Here is a 19,329-nt window from a genome sequence, read left to right as displayed (position 1 = left end):
GCCATGTTCGAAAACGTTCGCGCCGATTTGCGTGCCCACGGGGGCGATTGGGGCGCCCAGGGCTTTTGGGTCTTGCTGGTCTATCGCTTCGGCCGCTGGCGTTACGGCGTGCGTCCGGCGCCGCTGCGCAAGCTGTGCTCGCTGATCTACAAGGTGCTGTTCAAGTGCGTGCAGATCCTCACCGGGGTGGAACTGCCGTGCGAGGTCGAAATTGGCCGTAACTTCATCATTGACCACTTCGGCGGCATCGTGGTCAGCGGCTACGCCCGCTTCGGCGACGACTGCCGCATCCGCAATGGCGTGGTGGTGGGCCTGAAAAACGTCGATGAACCATGTGCACCGGTGTTTGGCAACAATGTCGATATCGGTACCGGGGCCAAGGTACTGGGCAATATCCGCATCGGCGACAACGTGGTAATCGGTGCCAACGCGGTGGTGCTGGTGGATGTGCCGGACAACTCCCTGGCCATCGGCGTGCCGGCCACCATCAAGGCCCGTGCACCCCGCGAAGCGGTGATGTAGCGATGAATACCACCGGGATTGGGGCCGTGGTCATCGGGCGTAACGAAGGCGAGCGTCTGGCTCGCTGCCTGGCGTCGTTGGTCAAGGCGGTCGAGCAGGTGGTGTATGTCGATTCTGGCTCCAGCGACGGTTCGGTGCAGCGCGCCGAAGCCCTGGGTGTCGAGGTCCTGGCACTGGACATGCGCACGCCGTTCACCGCCGCCCGCGCCCGTAACGAAGGTTTCGCCCGGTTGCAGTCGCTGCTGCCTAGCGTGCAACTGGTGCAGTTCGTCGATGGTGACTGCGAGGTGGTGCCGGGTTGGCTGGCATATGCCGCCGCGTTCCTGCACGCCCGCCCCGAGGTGGCGGTGGCCTGCGGTCGACGCCGCGAGCGCTTTGCGCAGCAGTCGGTGTACAACCTGCTGTGCGACCTGGAATGGGACACCCCCACGGGCGAGGCGCGCGCCTGTGGCGGCGATGCGTTGATGCGTGTGTCGGCGTTCGCCGCGGTGGGCGGCTACCGCCCCGGATTGATCGCCGGCGAAGAGCCCGAGCTGTGTGTACGCCTGCGCGCGGCGGGCTGGAAAATCTGGCGCCTGGACCATGAAATGACCCTGCACGATGCCGCCATGACCCGTTTTGGCCAATGGTGGCGGCGTAGCCTGCGCGCCGGCTACGCCTATGCGCAGGGGGCTTTTCTGCATGGTGCGCCGCCTGAACGGCATTGGTTGCGCGAGTCGCGTCGGGCCTGGATGTGGGGCTTGGGGCTGCCGCTGCTGATCGCCCTGGCGTGCCTGCTGGTGGGGGGCTGGGGGTTGTCGTTGGCGGTGCTGTATCCGTTGCAAGTGCTGCGCCTGGCGCGCAAGGGGGCGCGTTCTCGGCGGGAGAACTGGGTGCAGGCGCTGTTCCTGGTGCTGGGCAAGTTTCCCGAGATGCTCGGGCAGCTCAGGTTCACCTGGCACCGGCTGGGCGCAGGCCAAGCCGCGCTGATTGAATACAAGTGAGAGGCCTATGTGGGTTAAAACCATCGTCAACAGCGTCCTGACCCTGCACCCCGGATACTCGGTGCGCGCGCTCAAGGACAGACTCAAGCTGGCCCTGAACATCCAGCGCCAATGGCCGCTGCTCAAGCCGTTTTTGCAGCGCATGCACGCAGCACTGGGCCAGGCACGTTTCGAACGGCTGGGGGTGGACTGCGTGGGCGTGGTGCACTGGCCGTATATCAGCAAGTCCTGGGATGCCGCCGAGCGTCTGGAGGCGGTGGCTTCGCACTACGAAGTGGTGGTCCACCAGCAGCCTCTGCTGCTGTTGCTGGGGCGTGACGAGCGCCTGCTGGTGTGCGACCTGTCGCAGTATTGCGCCGGATGCAGCGTGGTGCTGGACCGGGCGATCTGGTTCAAGCGCGAGGGGGAACTGGTACTCAACCTCTTCATGGGCGAGCTGCGCGTGGCCTCGCTGGCCTTCACCTTGCGCCGCACCCAGGAAGGCCTGTGCCTGTTCGTGGGGGCAGTGCAGGGCATTCACAAAGGCATCGACAGCGAGACGTCGCTGAACATCTACCGCGAGCTGACCAAGGATTTCGAAGGGTTGCGCCCGCGCAGCCTGCTGCTCGAAGTGCTCAAGTGCCTGGCCCGCAGCCTCGGGGTCGAGCACCTGTATGTGGTCAGCGACGCCTATCGTCATCACCGGCACGCCTATTTCGGCCAGGAAAAAGCCCTGGACCTTGCGGCCAACTACGATGTCATCTGGCTCGAAAACGGCGCCACGCCTGCGCAACGCGAGGGCTTTTTCAGCTTGCCGTTGGCCGCAGCGCAACGCGCGGCGCAAGACATCACGCCGAAGAAACGTGCCATGTATCGCCGCCGTCAGGCGCTGCTGGATGAGGTATTCGCGCGCTTGCAAACGACGCTGGCAGCGCCGACCGCGCGGGCTGCCAAGGCCGATTGTGCTGCCGAGGGTACGGCGCCAGCGCTGCAAGGCGGCGAATGACGGGCAAGCGGCATCATCCATTCAAGGAACAAGGATCGAGGCTTATGCGCATTGCCTATTTCGTCAATCAGTACCCCAAGGTCAGCCACAGTTTCATCCGTCGCGAAATCCTCGCGCTGGAGCGTCAGGGCCTGGAGGTTCAGCGCTTTGCCCTGCGCGGCTGGGACGCCGCGCTGCAAGACCCTGAGGATCTGGCCGAGCGTGAACGGACCCGCTACGTGCTGCAGGACGGCCTCAAGGGCTTGCTGCGACCGGCGTTGAAGGCCTTGCGCGCGGCGCCCCGGCATTTTGCCCAGGCTGTGTGCCTGGCCTTGCGCATGGGCTGGCGCGCCGACCGGCCATGGCCGTACCACGTGGTCTACCTGCTTGAGGCCTGCCGCTTGCTGGAATGGCTAAAGGCCGCTGGCAGCACGCATGTGCACGCGCATTTCGGCACCAACTCGGCCGAAGTGGTGATGCTGGCCGCAGCCCTTGGCGGGCCTGCCTACAGCTTTACCGTGCATGGCCCGGAGGAGTTCGACAAACCGCAATTTCTGCACCTGGGCGAGAAAGTGCAGCGCGCAGCGTTCGTCGTCGCGGTCAGTGACTTCGGCCGCAGTCAGCTGTACCGCTGGGTGGCCCATGCGCACTGGGCCAAGGTCAAGGTGGTGCATTGCGGCCTGGAGCGCGCCTTCCACGCGGTAACCCCAGTGCCCGTGCCCGAGGTGCGGCGCCTGGTGTGTGTCGGGCGCTTGTGCGAACAGAAGGGCCAGTTGTTGCTGGTCGAAGCTGCGCATCAACTGGCTCGACAAGGGCATCGCTTCGAACTGGTGCTGGCCGGCGATGGTGAGCTGCGCAAGCCGATCGAAGCGCTGGTCGCCCGCTATGGGCTGCAAGGTCAGGTGCGCATTACCGGCTGGATCAGCGGCGTGCAAGTGCGCGAGGAGTTGCTCGCCGCCCGCGCGCTGGTGTTGCCCAGCTTCGCCGAAGGGTTGCCGGTGGTGATCATGGAGGCCATGGCCCTGCGCCGGCCTGTGCTGACCACTTATGTGGCCGGTATTCCAGAGCTGGTACGCGCGGGTGAGAACGGCTGGCTGTTCCCGGCAGGCTCGGTGCAGGCGCTGGTCGAGGCCATCAGTGATTGCCTGACGCAACCGGTCGATGCCTTGCAACGACTGGGCGAGGCGGCGTACCAGCGGGTGCTACAACGCCACGACATCGACCACGAAGCGGCCAAGCTGGCCGCCCATTTCAGGGCATCCCCATGATCGATCTGCTGGCGTGGCTGTTCGCGGCACTGGCGCTGCTGGTGCTGTATCCGGTGCTGGTGTTGTTGCTTCAGGTGCTGCTGGCCTGCCTGCCGAGCCGACCAACGCCTGTGGCCGCAGGTCCGCGCGGGCCGGTGGCGGTGTTGGTGCCGGCGCATGATGAGGCGGCGGTCATCCGCACGACCCTGGCCAGCATCACCCCGCAGTTGCGCGAGGGCGACCGCCTGCTGGTGGTCGCCGACAATTGTGCCGACGACACCGCCGCGCTGGCGCGAGCTTTTGGCGCCGAGGTGGTGGAGCGGAACGACACTCAGCACCGTGGCAAAGGCTATGCATTGGATCATGGCGTGCGCTACCTAGCCGCCGATGCGCCGCAGGTGCTGGTGATCATCGACGCGGACTGCCAGGTGGGCGAGGGGGCCATCGAGCGCCTGGCGCGCTGCTGCCTGGCCAGCGCGCGGCCAGTGCAGGCTCTGTACCTGATGCACGCGCCGCCAGGCGCTGGGTTGCGGGTGTTGGTGGCTGAGTTCGCCTGGCGTGTGAAAAACCTAGTACGCCCACGCGGCTGGGCGCGGTTGGGCTTGCCATGCCAGTTGATGGGAGCGGGCATGGCGTTTCTCTGGCAAGACCTGGCGAAAGTGGAGTTGGCCAGCGGCCACTTGGTAGAAGATCTCAAGCTGGGCCTGGACTTTTGCCGTCACGCCAAGCCCCCGCTGTTCTGCCCTGAGGCGCGGGTCAGCAGCCAGTTCCCGAGCAGCGACGAGGGCCTGACCAGCCAACGCACGCGTTGGGAGCATGGCCACCTCGGTGTGGTACTGGCCGATGCGCCACGCTTGCTGCTCGGGGCCTTGGTGCGAGGCAACGGGCGACTGCTGGCCATGGCCATCGACCTGATGGTGCCGCCCCTGGCCTTGCTGGCCCTGGTGCAGTTTGGGGTGCTGCTGCTGTGCTGGTTGGCCGGCTTGATCTTCGGGGTATGGGGTCCGGCCTGGCTGGCCGCGGCCGCACTGGCGTTGCTGGTAGTGGCGGTGGTGGTGGCCTGGGCGCGTTTTGCCCGCGAGCAGATCGCCTTTTCGGTGTTGCTGTACGCGCCGTTCTACGCGGCGAAAAAGATTCCCCTGTACGTGAGCTTCCTGGTACGTCGCCAGGTCGAGTGGGTGCGTTCCAAACGGGATGACCAGCCATGAACGATCACACCTGGCAGGCCCGTTGGACTTCTGTCCTCGACAGCCTGTATCTGATTCGCGACTCGGCGCACGGGCAGCAGGTGCTGGATACCCTGACCCAGCCTAAGGCGCCGACCGTGCTGGGGTTCGTCAATGCCCATGCCCTCAACCTGGTGGCGGGGAGTGCCGACTACGCGGTTTCGCTGGCCGCCGCCGATTGGTTGCTGCGTGACGGTTCGGGCATGGCCATCTTGCTGCGCAGGCTCGGCCGCGAACCTGGCCTGAATATGAATGGCACCGACCTGATCCCGCGTTTGCTGGGCGCTTACACAGGGCGGCGTGTGGCGTTCTGGGGCACCTGCGAGCCGTACTTGAGTCAGGCGGTGGCCCACTGTCGGGCGCGCTACGGGGTTGAGGTGGTGTCGGTGCACGACGGTTTCGCCGACACCGCCACTTACCTGGAAATGGCCAGGCGCCTACAGCCGGAACTGATCGTGCTGGGTATGGGCATGCCCAAGCAGGAGGCGGTGGCCGCGCAGTTGGCCGCCAACGGTGCGCCGTGCCTGATCGTGTGTGGTGGGGCGATCCTGGATTTTCTCGGTGGCAGGGTCAGCCGCGCGCCGCGCTGGTTGCGCCGGCTGGGTGGCGAATGGCTGTATCGGCTATTCAAAGAGCCGCGACGGCTGTTCATGCGCTATGTGGTGGGCAATCCGCTGTTCTTGCTGCGCGCACTGTTTTACCCGCGTTACAGACCACGCTGAAGGCGGGCTGCTGCTACAGTGATATCAACCGTCATGACACCCTGGAAATCCGCCGACAAGGCGCACTGCCGTGCACGTCGCCGGTGCGGTGATGCTTTGCTTGGCGCCAGGCGCTTGACGACGCTCACTTCGATGAGGCTTGACCATGGTGTTCGAACCCCGCAGCAGCCGCTCTTTGCTCCAGCGCCGAAGCAGTGTCAGCAACGCCATCCAGGCAGGCCTTGACGGCATCGCGGTGACTGGCGTGGCGTGGTACCTAATCTACGAACAGATCGGTTACCTGACCTCCGACTACGTGATCATGCTGTTGCTGCTGATTGGCGCACTGGCGGTGATCTACGACCACTACGCGATCTACCGCACCAACGTCGGTCTGACGGTCAAGGCGTTCCGCCTGTTCAAGGCGTGGTCGGCGACGTTCTGCTTCCTGGTGGTGATGGCGTTCCTGACCAAGCAGAGCGAAACCTATTCGCGGTTGTTGATGGCCGAGTTGTTCGTGATCGGTTATTTCGTGCAGTTGTTCCTGCACATTGCTGTACGCGAGGTGCAGAAGCGTTTCATGGCTCATGCCTACCGCATGGAGAACGCGCTGATCATCGGCGCCGGGGACTTGGCCAGTTTTCTGTACCAGAAGATCAGCAACAACCCGTGGCTGGGAGAGCGGGTGGTGGGGTGTGTGTTGCTCGATCCTGCCGGGCAGGGGGCGATCAGCACGGAGGAAACCCGGCAGCCCTTGCCGGTACTGGGCAAGATCGAGGACCTCGAAGCGATCGTCACCCAGCATGCCATCCGTACGGTGTACCTGGTGACGCCTCTGGCAGGCTCCGAGGTCATCAACGATGTCTACTTGAAGCTGCTGGAAAAGTGCATCGCGGTGAACTGGGTGCCGGATATCTTTTCCTTGCGCCTGATCAACCATAGCGTGCGCGAGATTGCCGGTATTCCGGTGCTGACCTTGTCCGAGACGCCGCTGACCGGCATGAGCCTGTTCCTCAAGAACCTCGAAGACCGCGTGTTGGCCGCGCTGATCTTGCTGTGCATCTCGCCGCTGCTACTGGTGCTGGCGGTCGTGATCAAGCTCGACAGCCCAGGGCCTGTGTTCTTTCGCCAGGAGCGCATGGGCTGGACAGGGGAGTCGTTTCGGATCTGGAAGTTCAGGAGCATGAAGGTGCATCAGCCCGAGGACGGGGTGATTCACCAGGCGCAGAAGAACGATCCGCGCCTGACCCGGATCGGCGCGTTCATTCGGCGTACCAGCCTGGATGAACTGCCGCAACTGTTCAACGTGCTCACTGGCGAGATGTCGTTGGTCGGGCCACGGCCACATGCGTTGCAGCACGATACGCAGTATTCGCAGGATATCTTCGACTACTTCGCCCGGCATAACATCAAGCCTGGGATGACGGGGTTGGCGCAGGTCCGCGGGTTCAGGGGCGAGACCAAGGACATTGCACAGATGATCCAGCGGGTGAACTCGGATATCGAGTACATCAACAATTGGTCGCTTTGGCTGGATTTCGTGATTCTGGTGCGCACGCTGAATGCGTTTACGGGGAAGCAGGCGTATTGAACGTGGACCTTGCCTGTGCGACGCAGGGGGCCGCAAGCGGCCCCCAAGCGTTGCTCAAGCCGTACGGAACCGGCTCACCAAGTTCTGCTGATGCTCCGCCAGGCGCGCCAGTTCCTGGCTGGTCACCGCCGTCTGCTGTGCGCCGGCGCTTACCTGAATCACCAGGTCGTTGATCTCGTTGACGTTGCGGTTGATGTCTTCGGACACCGAGCTTTGTTCCTCGGCCGCCGAAGCTATCTGGATGTTGCGGTCACTGATGCGCGCTACGCCTTCGGTAATCGACGCCAACAGCTCGCCGGCGCGGCCAACGCGGCTAGCGCCTGACTGCGCCTTGCCCAGTGTTTCGAGCATCGAGCTGCTGGCCCTGTCGGAGCCGGCCTGCAGGTTGCTGATCATCTGCTGGATATTGCCGGTCGACTCTTGGGTGCGCTGTGCCAGCGTGCGCACCTCTGAGGCCACCACCGCAAAACCACGGCCATGATCACCGGCACGGGCCGCTTCGATGGCCGCGTTCAACGCCAGCAGGTTGGTTTGATCGGCAATCCCGCGTATGACATCGAGCACCGAGGAAATCGCATCACTTTCCTGCTTGAGGTCATCGATGATGGCTGCGGTCTGCTCGGCCTGGCTCGACAGTTCACGAATCAAGTCGATGGTGCCGTCGACCTCGATACGGCCCTGGGTCGTGCTGGCGTGGATCTGCTGGGACAGGCTGGCGGCATCGGTGGTGCTCTGCGCCACCTCACGCACAGTGGCGCTCATTTGGTTGATGGCGGTGGCCACCAGCTCGGTGCTCTGGCGCTGCTGCTCGACGCTGCGACTGGTTTGCAGGGTCACTGCCGAGGATTCTTCGGCGGCTGTGGCAACCTGTGCGGTAGCGTTGCCGATCTCCTGGACGATGTCGGTCAGCTCGTTGGCCATGCGGTTGAGGTTTTCAGCGATCTGGCCGAACTCATCCTTGCTGCGGTAACCCGTGCGTGCGGTCAGGTCGCGGCGCGCCAGGCCGTCGAGGGCGGCATTGATGTCTTTGACCGCCATGCCGATGCTGCCGATGATCAGCCATGACAGCAGCGCGACCATCGCCAGGGCCAGCAAGGCGCCAGCGATGGTCAGCCACAGCGCCTGACTGGCTTCGCCACGGGCATCCTTGGCCAGGCGAGCGACGCTTTGTGCCAGCGCCTGTTCAACCTCGCCCATTTGATCAATGCGCTGGGTCGCGATTTCGAACCAGGCCTCAGGCTTGACCCCCAGTGCCTCGCCCAGCGGCCGTTCGAAGCCCAGGCGTTGGAGCTTGCCGACTTCTATCGCTGCCGGAGTCTGCTGGCTTTGCTGGTACTGGCTGAGCACCGCTGCGGGGGCCTTGCGCTGGAAGCTTTCGGCGTACGCGGTGAACTCGCCAAGGTTACGGCTAAAGCGCGACAACAGCGCAGCATCGAAGTGACCCTGGTTGAACGCAAGGCCGAGAAGCACGCGCTCGCGACCTGCGCGCTCTTTGAGTTCGATGAACTGGTTCAACGCGTTGAGGGCGTGCACGACCCCGGTGTTGCTGACGCGGTTTTCCAGGGAATGGGTGTAGCCGACCAGGGTCTTGATAATCTCGGTGTAGCGCGCGCCCGAGGCGGTGCTGTCGATGGCCAGTTTGTCGACCTGCTCACGCAGCGTTGCGAGGGTTTCGAGAGTGTTGTGCACGTTGGCGATGTCGGCGTCGTCAGCGGTTGGCAGGCGTCGCACCACGTCGATGGCTACGTCGCTTTCGCTGCGCATTTGCGCCAGACGATTGCCCATCGTCGCACCTCGGCTGCCGATGAACACACCGCTGGCACCGCGTTCGCGTTGCAGCAGCGTAATGAGCTGGCTCAACGACTGGGCGTTGCTGCTGGTGACGACAGTGTCCTGCATGTCGCGCAGCGTGCGGTAATTATCGCCAATATAGACCGCGGTCAGCGCTAGAAAACCCAGGAGTGGAAACAGGAGAATCAACAGCAATTTCAGGCGAAGCGGCGCATTGGTCAGCATCCTTCTGGCCTCGTAGGAAGTGGAAATGGAGGAGGGCGCCGCTGTCACGAAGGCATAATGGCGCATGGCTATTATTGTATGGTCGTTCAATTTAAAACCAAAAGCCGGCTGAATGTTTTGTTACATATCAATACTTTTGGTAACCGAGTCTCGTAGCTACTTGTTGCACACGGCTGCTGGTAGCCTGGCTCGCAGCCTTGCCGCGAGGGTTGTCAGGAGGCTGGCTGCTATCGCCGAGTCGCCCGAGAACCAAAAAAAAGCCCCGATAACCAAAGGCTATCGGGGCAAACGGTTGGGGGAGGTTCCAACCAAAGGAGCTTTCAATTCAAACCAAGCGCATCAGCGCAAACTGGCGACCTCAGCAGGCTGCCAGCCCCCGCCAAGGGCCTTGTAGATTGCAACGATCCCGCTATAAAGCTCGACTTCGCCTTGGGCCTGGGCATCCTCGGCGCTCAAGCGCTCGCGCTCGGCATCGAGCAACACCAGATAGTCCACGGTTCCCTCGCGATAGCGGATCGACGCCAGTTCTGCTGCCTTGCGACTAGCCTCGCTTTGACGCATCAACGCCAGCAGCCGCTGCTGCCGCTTGCCATAGTCGCTGAACGCATTCGAGGATTCCTCCAGCGCCAGCAGCACATGCTGCTCATAGCTGGCCAGTGCCCCTTCGGCATCGGCCTTGGCCCCACGCAGGCGAGCCCGCACACTGCCCAGGTCGAACGCCGCCCAGGTGATGCTAGGCCCCAGCGCCCAGGCATTGGCTGCCGATGAGCCGATCTGTGAGCCACGTGCGGCGGTAAAACCGAGGAACCCACTCAGGCTGACCCGTGGGAACAAATCGGCCGTGGCCACACCCACGTTCGCCGTCGCTGCTGCCAACTGGCGTTCGGCGCTGCGGATGTCCGGGCGGCGGCGCAGCAGCTCGCCAGGGTCGCCCACCGGCAACGACTTCGCGATTGCCGGCAGGGCCTTGGGCGACAAGTCCACGCTCAGCGCATCCGGGCGCTCACCGAGCAAGGTGGCGATGCGGTTCTTCGCGCGCACCTGTTCGGCTTGCAACTGCGGCACGGTCGCCTCGACACCCGCCAGGCGGGCGTCGGCGCGCACCACGTCGAGTTCGTTACCGACCCCGGTATCGCGCAGGGTGACGGTGATGTCCCGCGACTGCTGCTGGGTCTTGAGGTTGGCCAAGGCGATCTGCTCGCGCTGCTGCGCGCCGCGCAGTTGGCCATAAGCGTCCACCAGTTCCGCGATCAGACTCACCTGCAACTGCGCAAGGTCGGCCGCAGCGGCCGCCTCCTGCGCTTCGCTGGCCTCGATCTGGCGCTGGATGCGGCCGAACAGGTCAAGCTCCCAGGCCATGTCCAGGCCCAGGTCGTAACGCTCGCTGTTGACCCGTCGCTCGGTCTGGCCGGGGACCTGGCCCTTGCCCAGGTCGCTGCTGGCGCGGCTGGTGACCACCGGCAGCTGGTCGTTGGCGGCGTCATCGCGGATTGCCCGCGCCGATTTCAGTCGCGCGAACGCCACGCGCAGGTCACGGTTGCCGTCCAGCGATGCTTGCACCAACTGGTTCAGCACCGGGTCGTCGAACTGCTTCCACCACAGGCTTTCGAAGCGGCTGCGGTCGAACACCTGGGCTTGCTCGGCATTGTCCAGCTTGGCTGGTGCGGTGTCCGGGGTGTGATAGTCCGGGCCCACCGCGCAGGCCGCGAGGGCCAGCGCCAGCAGGCTCGGGGTCAGGGGTTTGAGCAGGTTCATGCGTGGTTCTCCAAAGCCGGTGCGTGTTCGGCCTTGCGGGCCTGGCGACGCTCGACGAAACGGCGGATCAGGAAGAAGAACACCGGCGTCAGGAACAAACCGAACACGGTCACCCCGATCATCCCCGAGAACACCGCCACACCCATGGCATGACGCATCTCGGAACCGGCGCCGGAGCTGAACACCAGCGGCACCACACCCATGATGAAAGCAATCGAAGTCATCAGGATCGGGCGCAGACGCAGGCGGCAGGCTTCCAGGACAGCCGCGAGGGGATCGAGGCCCTTGGCCTGTTCATCCTTGGCGAACTCGACGATCAGGATCGCGTTCTTGCACGCCAGGCCCACCAGTACGATCAGGCCGATCTGGGTGAAGATGTTGTTGTCGCCGCCGGAAACGATCACCCCGGTGATGGCCGACAGCAAGGTCATTGGCACGATCAGGATCACCGCCAGCGGCAGGCTCCAGCTCTCGTACTGGGCTGCCAGCACCAGGAACGCCAGCAGCACGCACAGTGGGAAGACGAACAGTGCCGTGTTACCCGAAAGAATCTGCTGGTAGGTCAGGTCGGTCCATTCGAAGGTCATGCCATTGGGCAACTCCTCCTTGAGCAGCTTCTCGATCGCCGCCTCGGCCTGGCCGGAGCTGTAGCCCGGTGCCGCCGCACCATTGATTTCGGCGGTGATGAAGCCGTTGTAGTGCATCACCCGGTCAGGGCCGGAGGTATCGCTGACCTTGAGGAAGGTCGCCAGCGGGATCATCTCACCGAGGTTGTTGCGCACTTTCAACTGGCCGATCTGCTCGGCGTCGAGGCGGAACTGCTGCTCAGCCTGGACGTTGACCTGGTAGGTCCGGCCAAAACGGTTGAAGTCGTTGGTGTACAGCGAGCCCAGGTAGACCTGCAGGGTGTCGAAGATATCGGTGATCGCTACGCCGTGGGTCTTGGCTTTTTCGCGATCGATGGCGGCATCGACCTGCGGCACGTTGACCTGGTAGCTGGTGAACAGCCCCGCCAGCTCCGGTACGTTGTGGCTCTTGGCAATGATGTTCTGGGTTTCCTTGTACAGCGCTTCGTAGCCCAGGTTGCCGCGGTCCTCGATTTGCAGGCGGAAGCCGCCGATGGTGCCCAGGCCTTGGACCGGTGGTGGCGGGAAGATCGCGATGTAGGCGTCCTGGATATCGGCGAACTGGGCATTGAGCGACGCGGCGATGGCCGCCGCCGACTGGCTTGGGTCCTTGCGCTCATCGAACGGCTTGAGCGGGGTGAACACGATGCCGCTGTTCGGGCTGTTGGTGAAACCGTTGATCGACAGGCCCGGGAATGCCACCGAGTCGGCTACGCCCGGTTGCTTGAGGGCGATTTCGCTCATGCGCTTGATCACCGCCTCGGTGCGGTCGAGGCTGGCCGCATCCGGCAACTGGGCGAAGGCCACCAGGTACTGCTTGTCCTGGGCCGGCACGAAACCGGTCGGGGTGGACGAAAAGCCCAGGTAGGTCAGGCCCATGAGGCCGGCATAGACGAACAGGGCGATGCCGCTGGAGCGGATGACCCGGCGCACGCCGCCGACGTAACCGTGGCTGGCGCGGTCGAAGAAGCGGTTGAACGGCGCGAACAGCCAGCCGCCCAGGAGCTTTTCCAGCAGGCGCGAGAAACGGTCCTTTGGCGCGTGGTGCTCCTTGAGCAGCACGGCGGCCAGGGCGGGCGACAGGGTCAGCGAGTTGAACGCCGAGATCACCGTGGAAATCGCGATGGTCAGGGCGAACTGCTTGTAGAACTGCCCGGTCAGGCCCGAGATGAACGCGGCAGGCACGAACACGGCGCACAGCACCAGGGCCGTGGCGATGATCGGGCCGGTCACTTCGCTCATGGCCTTTTGCGTGGCCTCAAGCGGCTTGAGCCCCAGGCCTATGTTGCGCTCGACGTTCTCCACCACCACGATGGCGTCGTCCACCACGATGCCGATGGCCAGCACCAGGCCGAACAACGACAGTGCGTTGAGCGAGAAGCCGAACAGATGCATCACCGCGAAGGTGCCGATCAGCGACACTGGTACGGCCATTAGCGGAATGATCGAGGCGCGCCAGGTTTGCAGGAACAGGATCACCACCAGCACCACCAGCACCAGCGCTTCGAACAGGGTGTGCACGACCGCTTCGATGGAACCGCGCACGAACACAGTCGGGTCATAGACGATGCTGTAGTCCATGCCCTCGGGGAAGTCCTTCTTCAGCTCGGCCATCTTCGCGCGCACTTCGTCGGAGATATCGATGGCGTTGGAGCCTGGGCGCTGGAAGATCGGAATGGCCACCGCCGGCTGGTTGTTCAGCAGCGAGCGTAAGGCGTACTGGCTGGAGCCGAGTTCGACCCGGGCGATGTCCTTCAGGCGCGTGATCTCGCCATCGGCCCCGGCACGAATGATGATGTTCTCGAACTCTTCTTCGTTGACCAGGCGGCCTTGGGTGTTGATCGACAGCTGGAAGCTGGTGCTGCCAGGGGCGGGCGGGGCGCCCAACTGGCCTGCCGCGACCTGGCGGTTCTGCTCGCGGATCGCCGCCACCACGTCGCTTGCCGTCAGGTTACGCGAGGCGGTCTTGTTCGGGTCGAGCCACACGCGCAGCGAGTAGTCGCCCATGCCGAACAGTTGCACATCACCCACGCCGCCCAGGCGCGCCAGTTCATCCTTGATGTTGAGGATGGCGTAGTTGGAGAGGTAGAGCATGTCGTAGCGTTTATCCGGCGAGGTCAAGTGCACGACCATGGTCAGGTCGGGCGAGGCCTTGTCGACGGTTATACCGATCCGGGTCACTTCTTCCGGCAGTTTTGGCTGGGTCCGGGTGACGCGGTTCTGCACTTGCACCTGCGCGTTGTCCAGGTCGGTGCCCAGGGCAAAGGTAATGGTCAGCGTCAGTTTGCCGTCGGCGGTGGATTGCGAGGACATGTACAGCATGTTCTCGACACCGGTGATCGCCTGCTCCAGGGGCGCGGCGACCGTCTCGCCGATCACCTTGGGGTTGGCGCCGGGGAAGTTGGCACGCACCACCACGGTCGGCGGCACCACTTCTGGGTATTCGCTGATCGGCAGCTGGAACAGCGAGATCGAACCTGCGATCAGCAGCACCAGCGACAGCACCGCGGCGAAGATTGGCCGGGTAATGAAGAATTTCGAGAAGTTCATCGGCGTTGTCCCTTAACCGCGTGGCGCTTGGGCGCTGGCGACTTTGACATTGGCACCCGCCACCTTCGGCGCCGGGTTGCTGGCTTCGAGGGCCTGGCGCTGCTGGGCGAGGGCGGCGAGGGTCTGTTCGCTGGCCATCGGGGTTTCTTCAGGGGTGACCTGCGAGCCCGGGCGTACCCGTTGCAGGCCCTTGACCACGATGCGGTCCTCCTTGGCCAAGCCACTGCGCACGATGCGCAGGCCTTCAAGCTTCGGCCCCAGCTCCACGTTGCGGTAGTTGGCCTGGTTGTCCTTGTCCATCACCAGCACGAACTTCTTGCCAAGGTCGGTGCCGACCGCTTCGTCGTTGATCAGCACCGCGTCGTATTGCGCGCTGCCGACCAGTTTCAGGCGTGCGTACAGGCCTGGGGTGAACTGACCGTCGCGGTTGTCGAACACGGCGCGGCCACGGATGGTGCCGGTGCGTGGGTTGACCTGGTTATCGACGAAGTTCATCTGGCCCAGGTGTGGGTTGCCGGTCTCGTTGGTCAGGCCCAGGTACACCGGGGTGCTCTGGCCGCGCTGGCCTTCGCGGGCCAGCTGGGTGTACTTGAGGTACACGCGCTCGTCAGCGTCGAAGTAGGCGTAGACCTTGTCGGTAGAGACCACGCTGGTCAGCGCGGTGACGTCGGCGGTGACGATGTTGCCGGCGGTGAACTGGGCGCGGCTGACGCGGCCGCTGATGGGCGAAGTCACGCGGGTGAAGCTCAGGTTCAGGCGCGCCAGGTCCAGTTGGGCCTGGATCGCATCGACCCCGGCGCGGGCTTCGGCGGCAGCGCTGCTGCGCGACTCGGCAAGCTCGGCGGAGATCGCATTGCTGTCACGCAGGCGTTCGCCACGGCGGGCTTCGTTGGCGCTGCGCTGGGCGCTGGCCTTGGCTTGTTGCAGCTGCGCTTCGAGGCGGCGCACTTCAGCCTGGAACGGACGCGGGTCGATCTGGAACAACAGGTCGCCTTTTTTTACCCGAGCCCCTTCGGTGAACGCGACTTGGTCGATCTGGCCGGAGACCCGTGGACGTACCTCGACGGTTTCCGGCGCTTCCAGGCGGCCGGTGAACTCGTCCCATTCATTGATTGGCTGCTCGATGACCTTGGCCACACTGACCTTGGGCGCGGCGGGAGCCTGCACGGCGTCGGGGGTACGACCGCATGCGCTGAGCACCACCACTGCCAGGGCAGCGAGGGGAAAGCGCAAGGGTTTGAGTGAGTGATCCATGGAGAACTCCGCCAATGTATTGATAGTGGGCGGAGTGTGAGTGTCTTGCGCGTGACGCACGAATCGAACGCAGCGAAGGTTATTATCACGCGCAATGATATCAGCGTGGTTGGTATCGATAGCGGCATATGATGGACGTCACTGAACGGTCGCTTGCCGACATGAGGTTTTTCAGGGTCTCCCTTTATGTTCCTCCCGGTCGCCCCCGTGCAGGCAGGTTCAGGCACTTTCCCTGGCCACCAGCTCACATCTGAGCAGGTTCAGGCGCGGCACCTCGTTGTCACAGGGCGCCACCCCCAGATGTTGCAGCACGCGCATCGCCGCCACCTCACCGATCTCGCGCGAGGGCGGGCGCAAGGTGGTCAGGCTGGGCAGCAGCATTTCAGCGAAGGCGTAGTCGCCAAAGCCCATCACCGCCATGTCCTGGGGCAGGCGCAGCCCGGCGCGCTGCCCGGCCAGCAGGGCACCAGCGGCAAGGTTGTCGTTGGCGAAGATGATCGCATCGGGCCTTGGGCTGCGGCGGATCAGCGCCTCCATGGCCTGGCGCCCAGCTTCGAAAGGCGCGGTCTCGGCTGAGGGTACGAACACCCAGGGTTCAAGGCCGGCTGCGCGCAGGGTGTGCGCGTAGCCGTCGCGTCGCTCCAGTGCGCTGTAGTCGGCGGCGACACTGTTTTGCACGAAGGCAATCCGCCGATGCCCCTTGTCCAGCAGATAGCGACAGGCCTGTACCCCCACCTCGAAGTGCAGGAAACCTACCTGCAACGGCGTGCGCTCAGGCACATAGTCCCAGATTTCCACCACCGGTACGTCGGCGTCGGCGAGCATCTTTTCGGTGGCCGGGCTGTGGAAATGGCTGGTCACTACCAGGGCTGCCGGCGACCACCCCAGAAAGGCCCGCACGGCGCTTTCTTCCTGGGCTTCGCTGAAGTAGCTGGAGGCCAGCAACAACTGATAGCCATGCCGGCCCAAGGTGTCGCTGAACGCCTGGATGGTCTGGGCGAAGATTGGCCCGGAAATGTTCGGGATGACCATCCCGACAATACGCCCGCGTGCCGAGGCCAGGCCTCCGGCCACCAGGTTGGGCACGTAGCCCAGTTGCTGCACCGCCGCCTGGATACGCTCGCGCAGCGGCCCGGAGACCTGCTCGGGCTGGTTGAAATAGCGCGACACGCTGATCGCCGAAACCTCGGCCACACGGGCCACTTCGGCAAGAGTGACGCGCCCGGCGCCGCGGCGTTTGCGTGGGGTATCGCGGGGTGCGCTCACAACGCGTCTCCTGTCATCAGAGCATGATGGGCCAACAACGATCCTGTGGGCGCGGGTTCACCGGAGTGCCGGACCACCGCGAAGCAGGCAACGCGGTACATGGCACCGGCTGCGCCGTTGTTCGCGGGTGAACCCGTTCCCACAAGATCATTGTTGACCATGAAAGCGCGATGTTAGCGCTAACTTGCAGCTGCTTCATAAATACCAAAAAAGCATATAAATCGTATTTTTTAGTATTTGACCTGCAAAAAAGGCCCCCTGATACTTCACCGTGTTAGCGCTACCAAGCGCTGCTGTCGGCAAGCGCCTGCCACTCGCACGAGCGAGACCAGACAACCACAGCCTCCCTAATCGTCTGGTCTTTCAGGGCAGTAAGCATCATGCACAAAAGCCGTACTCCGTCTTCTCCGAACCTTCGTCGTGGGCCGTTGGCCACCGCTGTATTGCTGGCCGCCATGGGGCAGGGCGCCCAGGCGGCGCAGCCTGAGCACACCGAGGAGCCTGCCGCCCTGGAGGCGGTCACGGTCACTGCCACACGCCGCGAGGCACCGTTGCAGAAAGTGCCGGTGGCCGTGTCGGTGGTCGAGGGCGAGCAACTGGAGCGCGACAACCGCAACAATGTCGCCAGCATCGTCCAGCAAGTGCCTACCCTCAACTACCGCGCCGGCGCCTCGAACAAGGACACGTCGCTCTTCATTCGAGGCGTGGGCACCATCTCCACATCGCCCGGCGTCGAGCCGACCGTAGCCACGGTGGTGGACGGCGTGGTGTTCGGCCGTCCCGGCCAGTCCACCCTCGACCTGCTGGATCTGGAACGCATCGAAGTGTTGCGTGGCCCGCAGGGCACGCTGTTCGGCAAGAACGCCTCGGCTGGCGTGCTTAATGTGGTCAGCAAGGCCATCCCCGAGCAGACCCACGGCTATGTGGACTACTCGCACTTTGGCGGCGGCGATGAAAACCGCCTGCGCTTCGGTATCGGCGGTCGCTTGAGCGAACAGTTCAAGGGCTCGTTGAGCACGCTATGGGGTGATTACGACGGCAATGTCGAGAACCTCGCCACCGGCCATGACGTCAACGGCTATGCGCGCAAGGGCGTGCGCGGCAAGCTGGAGTTCGAGCCCAGCGAAGACCTGCGCCTGACCTTGATCGCCGACTACATGAAAGGCGAGGACACCCTGCCCAGCGGTGTGGTGACCAAGGCCAGCACCGCTTTCACCAACCAGCTTGGCGCGGTCGTGCCGAGTGCGCACAACCGCGATATCAGCAGCGACTACAAGACCCACGTGATCGATGAGAACCAAGGCTTGTCGGCGCAACTGGACTGGCAACTGGGCGACTACACCCTGACCTCGATCAGCGCCTGGCGCGGCTGGGACAACACCCAGTACCAGGATGGCGACCGCCGTGCGCTGCTGCCCGTCACAGCCTCGCATGACAAGGGCACGTTGGACTACGACCAATACAGCCAGGAGTTTCGCCTGACCTCGCCCAAGGGGCAGTTCAACGAATACGTGCTCGGCGCTTTCTATATGCACGGCACCTCCAACGAGGTGTACCAGCGCCTGTCGGTCAACGGCGGTGTGTCCAACAACGGCCGTGCTGACTACTCCACCACCAATGACAGCGTGGCGCTGTTCGGCGAGAACACCTTCAACTTCACCGACGATTTTCGCGCGATCTTCGGCCTGCGCTGGACCCACGACGACCTGGAGTACGACCACCGCCGAGTCTCGACCTCGGCCACGGCGGTCACCGGTATCCAGCCATCGACGGCAAGCTCGGGGGCGGTGGATGAAGACGGCTGGAGCGGTCGCACCGGCCTGCAATACGACTTCAACGATAACCTCACCGGTTACGTCACCTATTCACGTGGCTACAAAGGCCCGGCCTACAACGTGTTCTTCAACATGCAGCCGCGTGACACTGGCGCGCTCAAGCCAGAGACCTCCGATGCCTACGAGATCGGCCTCAAGAGCACCGCTCTGGACAACCGCCTGGTGGCCAACCTTGCGCTGTTCCACACCGACTACGACAACTACCAGGCCAACTTCTTCGACACCGTGGCCAACCAGGTGGTGACCCGTCTGGTCAACGCCGGCAAGGTCAAGACCCAGGGCGTTGAGCTGGACGCCAGCTTCCAGGCCACCCGCCAGCTCAAGCTGTCGGCGGCGCTGGCCTATACCAAGGCGCGGGTCGACCACTTCAACTGCCCAGCCGGCGCTGCCGCCAACTGCGACATCGACGGTGGCCGCCTGCCGTTCACCCCGGACTGGAAAAGCTACGTACGCGCCGACTACAGCATCGCGCTGGATAACGGCCTGGACCTGGAGCTGTCCAGCGACTTCAACTGGCAGGACGCTGTGCAGTTCAGCCTCGACCAGAACCCCGACACCGTGCAGGGCGCCTACGGCATCTGGAACGCCAGCATCGCCCTGGCCGACTACAACGACGGCTGGCGTGTAGCACTGCTGGGCAAGAACCTGGGCGACAAGTCGTATGCGCAGATGCTGGCCAGTGGTGGCGACTACATCTACCGCGCAGTGCCACGCGATGACGGGCGCTACTTCGGCGTGCAACTGCGCAAGGATTTCTGACGCTTGCAGCCCTGTCGCGCAGCCATCACCCGCT

Annotated in this window: 13 protein-coding genes and 1 pseudogene; 8 read left to right on the top strand and 6 right to left on the bottom strand. The window is 63.9% G+C overall.

Annotated features, from left to right (window positions below; all coding sequences use genetic code 11):
* Nucleotides 1-3: 3 nt before the first annotated feature.
* From ACNFIC_RS21815 to ACNFIC_RS21785, 7 genes are all read left to right on the top strand, one after another.
* A complete protein-coding gene (locus ACNFIC_RS21815; RefSeq protein WP_138217900.1) occupies nt 4-522 on the top strand; it encodes a serine O-acetyltransferase in 519 nt (172 codons plus the stop codon).
* A gap of 2 nt (nt 523-524) precedes the next feature.
* The gene (locus ACNFIC_RS21810; RefSeq protein ID WP_416781971.1) at nt 525-1,505 is read left to right on the top strand and encodes a glycosyltransferase; all 981 of its coding nucleotides are present in this window, start codon (nt 525-527) and stop codon (nt 1,503-1,505) included.
* A gap of 7 nt (nt 1,506-1,512) precedes the next feature.
* Nucleotides 1,513-2,490 (top strand): DUF535 family protein, encoded by a 978-nt coding sequence (locus ACNFIC_RS21805; RefSeq protein ID WP_416781969.1) that lies wholly within the window; start codon nt 1,513-1,515, stop codon nt 2,488-2,490.
* Nucleotides 2,491-2,534: 44 nt separating this feature from the next.
* Nucleotides 2,535-3,737, top strand: coding sequence for a glycosyltransferase (locus ACNFIC_RS21800; RefSeq protein ID WP_416781968.1), 1,203 nt, complete (start codon nt 2,535-2,537; stop codon nt 3,735-3,737).
* A complete protein-coding gene (locus ACNFIC_RS21795; protein ID WP_416781966.1) occupies nt 3,734-4,924 on the top strand; it encodes a glycosyltransferase family 2 protein in 1,191 nt (396 codons plus the stop codon). The genes ACNFIC_RS21800 and ACNFIC_RS21795 overlap by 4 nt, the downstream gene beginning before the upstream one ends.
* Nucleotides 4,921-5,664 carry a WecB/TagA/CpsF family glycosyltransferase gene (locus tag ACNFIC_RS21790; protein ID WP_416781964.1) on the top strand — a complete coding sequence of 248 codons (744 nt, stop codon included), beginning with the start codon at nt 4,921-4,923 and terminating at the stop codon, nt 5,662-5,664. The genes ACNFIC_RS21795 and ACNFIC_RS21790 overlap by 4 nt, the downstream gene beginning before the upstream one ends.
* Nucleotides 5,665-5,809: 145 nt before the next feature.
* Nucleotides 5,810-7,234, top strand: a complete 1,425-nt coding sequence (locus ACNFIC_RS21785; protein WP_416781962.1) for an undecaprenyl-phosphate glucose phosphotransferase — start codon at nt 5,810-5,812, stop codon at nt 7,232-7,234.
* A 54-nt stretch (nt 7,235-7,288) separates the two neighbouring features.
* On the opposite strand, the gene ACNFIC_RS21780 is transcribed toward ACNFIC_RS21785, so the two are convergent.
* The 6 genes and pseudogenes from ACNFIC_RS21780 to ACNFIC_RS21755 all read right to left on the bottom strand — a co-directional run bounded on the left by ACNFIC_RS21780 (nt 7,289) and on the right by ACNFIC_RS21755 (nt 16,701).
* Nucleotides 7,289-7,996 carry a methyl-accepting chemotaxis protein gene (locus tag ACNFIC_RS21780; protein WP_416782020.1) on the bottom strand — a complete coding sequence of 236 codons (708 nt, stop codon included), beginning with the start codon at nt 7,994-7,996 and terminating at the stop codon, nt 7,289-7,291.
* A gap of 153 nt (nt 7,997-8,149) precedes the next feature.
* Nucleotides 8,150-9,133: pseudogene (locus tag ACNFIC_RS21775) on the bottom strand (nitrate- and nitrite sensing domain-containing protein); the annotation flags it as partial.
* 456 nt (nt 9,134-9,589) lie between these two features.
* Nucleotides 9,590-11,005 (bottom strand): efflux transporter outer membrane subunit, encoded by a 1,416-nt coding sequence (locus tag ACNFIC_RS21770; protein ID WP_138217892.1) that lies wholly within the window; start codon nt 11,003-11,005, stop codon nt 9,590-9,592.
* Nucleotides 11,002-14,181 carry an efflux RND transporter permease subunit gene (locus ACNFIC_RS21765; protein ID WP_138217891.1) on the bottom strand — a complete coding sequence of 1,060 codons (3,180 nt, stop codon included), beginning with the start codon at nt 14,179-14,181 and terminating at the stop codon, nt 11,002-11,004. Before ACNFIC_RS21765 ends, ACNFIC_RS21770 begins: the two co-directional genes overlap by 4 nt.
* Nucleotides 14,182-14,193: 12 nt before the next feature.
* A complete protein-coding gene (gene mexE, locus ACNFIC_RS21760) occupies nt 14,194-15,435 on the bottom strand; it encodes a multidrug efflux RND transporter periplasmic adaptor subunit MexE (RefSeq protein WP_416781961.1) in 1,242 nt (413 codons plus the stop codon).
* A gap of 219 nt (nt 15,436-15,654) precedes the next feature.
* On the bottom strand, nt 15,655-16,701 hold the full coding sequence (locus ACNFIC_RS21755; protein WP_138217889.1) for a LacI family DNA-binding transcriptional regulator: 1,047 nt from the start codon (nt 16,699-16,701) through the stop codon (nt 15,655-15,657).
* Nucleotides 16,702-17,156: 455 nt separating this feature from the next.
* On the opposite strand from ACNFIC_RS21755, the gene ACNFIC_RS21750 reads away from it, so the two are divergent.
* Complete coding sequence (locus ACNFIC_RS21750) at nt 17,157-19,295, top strand: TonB-dependent receptor (RefSeq protein WP_416782019.1); 2,139 nt, start codon at nt 17,157-17,159, stop codon at nt 19,293-19,295.
* Nucleotides 19,296-19,329 lie beyond the last annotated feature (34 nt).

The sequence above is a fragment of the Pseudomonas sp. NY15463 genome (assembly GCF_048068415.1).
Lineage (GTDB): Bacteria > Pseudomonadota > Gammaproteobacteria > Pseudomonadales > Pseudomonadaceae > Aquipseudomonas > Aquipseudomonas mosselii_C.
This window is presented reverse-complemented; position numbering and strand designations above follow the sequence as displayed.

Bases quoted from the DNA above. Each gene is read 5' to 3' on its own strand.
- ACNFIC_RS21810 (WP_416781971.1), top strand. From the start codon at position 525: ATGAATACCACCGGGATTGGGGCCGTGGTCATCGGGCGTAACGAAGGC.
- ACNFIC_RS21785 (WP_416781962.1), top strand. From the start codon at position 5,810: ATGGTGTTCGAACCCCGCAGCAGCCGCTCTTTGCTCCAGCGCCGAAGC.
- mexE (WP_416781961.1), bottom strand. From the start codon at position 15,435: ATGGATCACTCACTCAAACCCTTGCGCTTTCCCCTCGCTGCCCTGGCA.
- ACNFIC_RS21795 (WP_416781966.1), top strand. From the start codon at position 3,734: ATGATCGATCTGCTGGCGTGGCTGTTCGCGGCACTGGCGCTGCTGGTG.
- ACNFIC_RS21815 (WP_138217900.1), top strand. From the start codon at position 4: ATGTTCGAAAACGTTCGCGCCGATTTGCGTGCCCACGGGGGCGATTGG.
- ACNFIC_RS21750 (WP_416782019.1), top strand. From the start codon at position 17,157: ATGGGGCAGGGCGCCCAGGCGGCGCAGCCTGAGCACACCGAGGAGCCT.
- ACNFIC_RS21805 (WP_416781969.1), top strand. From the start codon at position 1,513: ATGTGGGTTAAAACCATCGTCAACAGCGTCCTGACCCTGCACCCCGGA.
- ACNFIC_RS21765 (WP_138217891.1), bottom strand. From the start codon at position 14,181: ATGAACTTCTCGAAATTCTTCATTACCCGGCCAATCTTCGCCGCGGTG.
- ACNFIC_RS21770 (WP_138217892.1), bottom strand. From the start codon at position 11,005: ATGAACCTGCTCAAACCCCTGACCCCGAGCCTGCTGGCGCTGGCCCTC.
- ACNFIC_RS21800 (WP_416781968.1), top strand. From the start codon at position 2,535: ATGCGCATTGCCTATTTCGTCAATCAGTACCCCAAGGTCAGCCACAGT.
- ACNFIC_RS21790 (WP_416781964.1), top strand. From the start codon at position 4,921: ATGAACGATCACACCTGGCAGGCCCGTTGGACTTCTGTCCTCGACAGC.
- ACNFIC_RS21780 (WP_416782020.1), bottom strand. From the start codon at position 7,996: ATGAGCGCCACTGTGCGTGAGGTGGCGCAGAGCACCACCGATGCCGCC.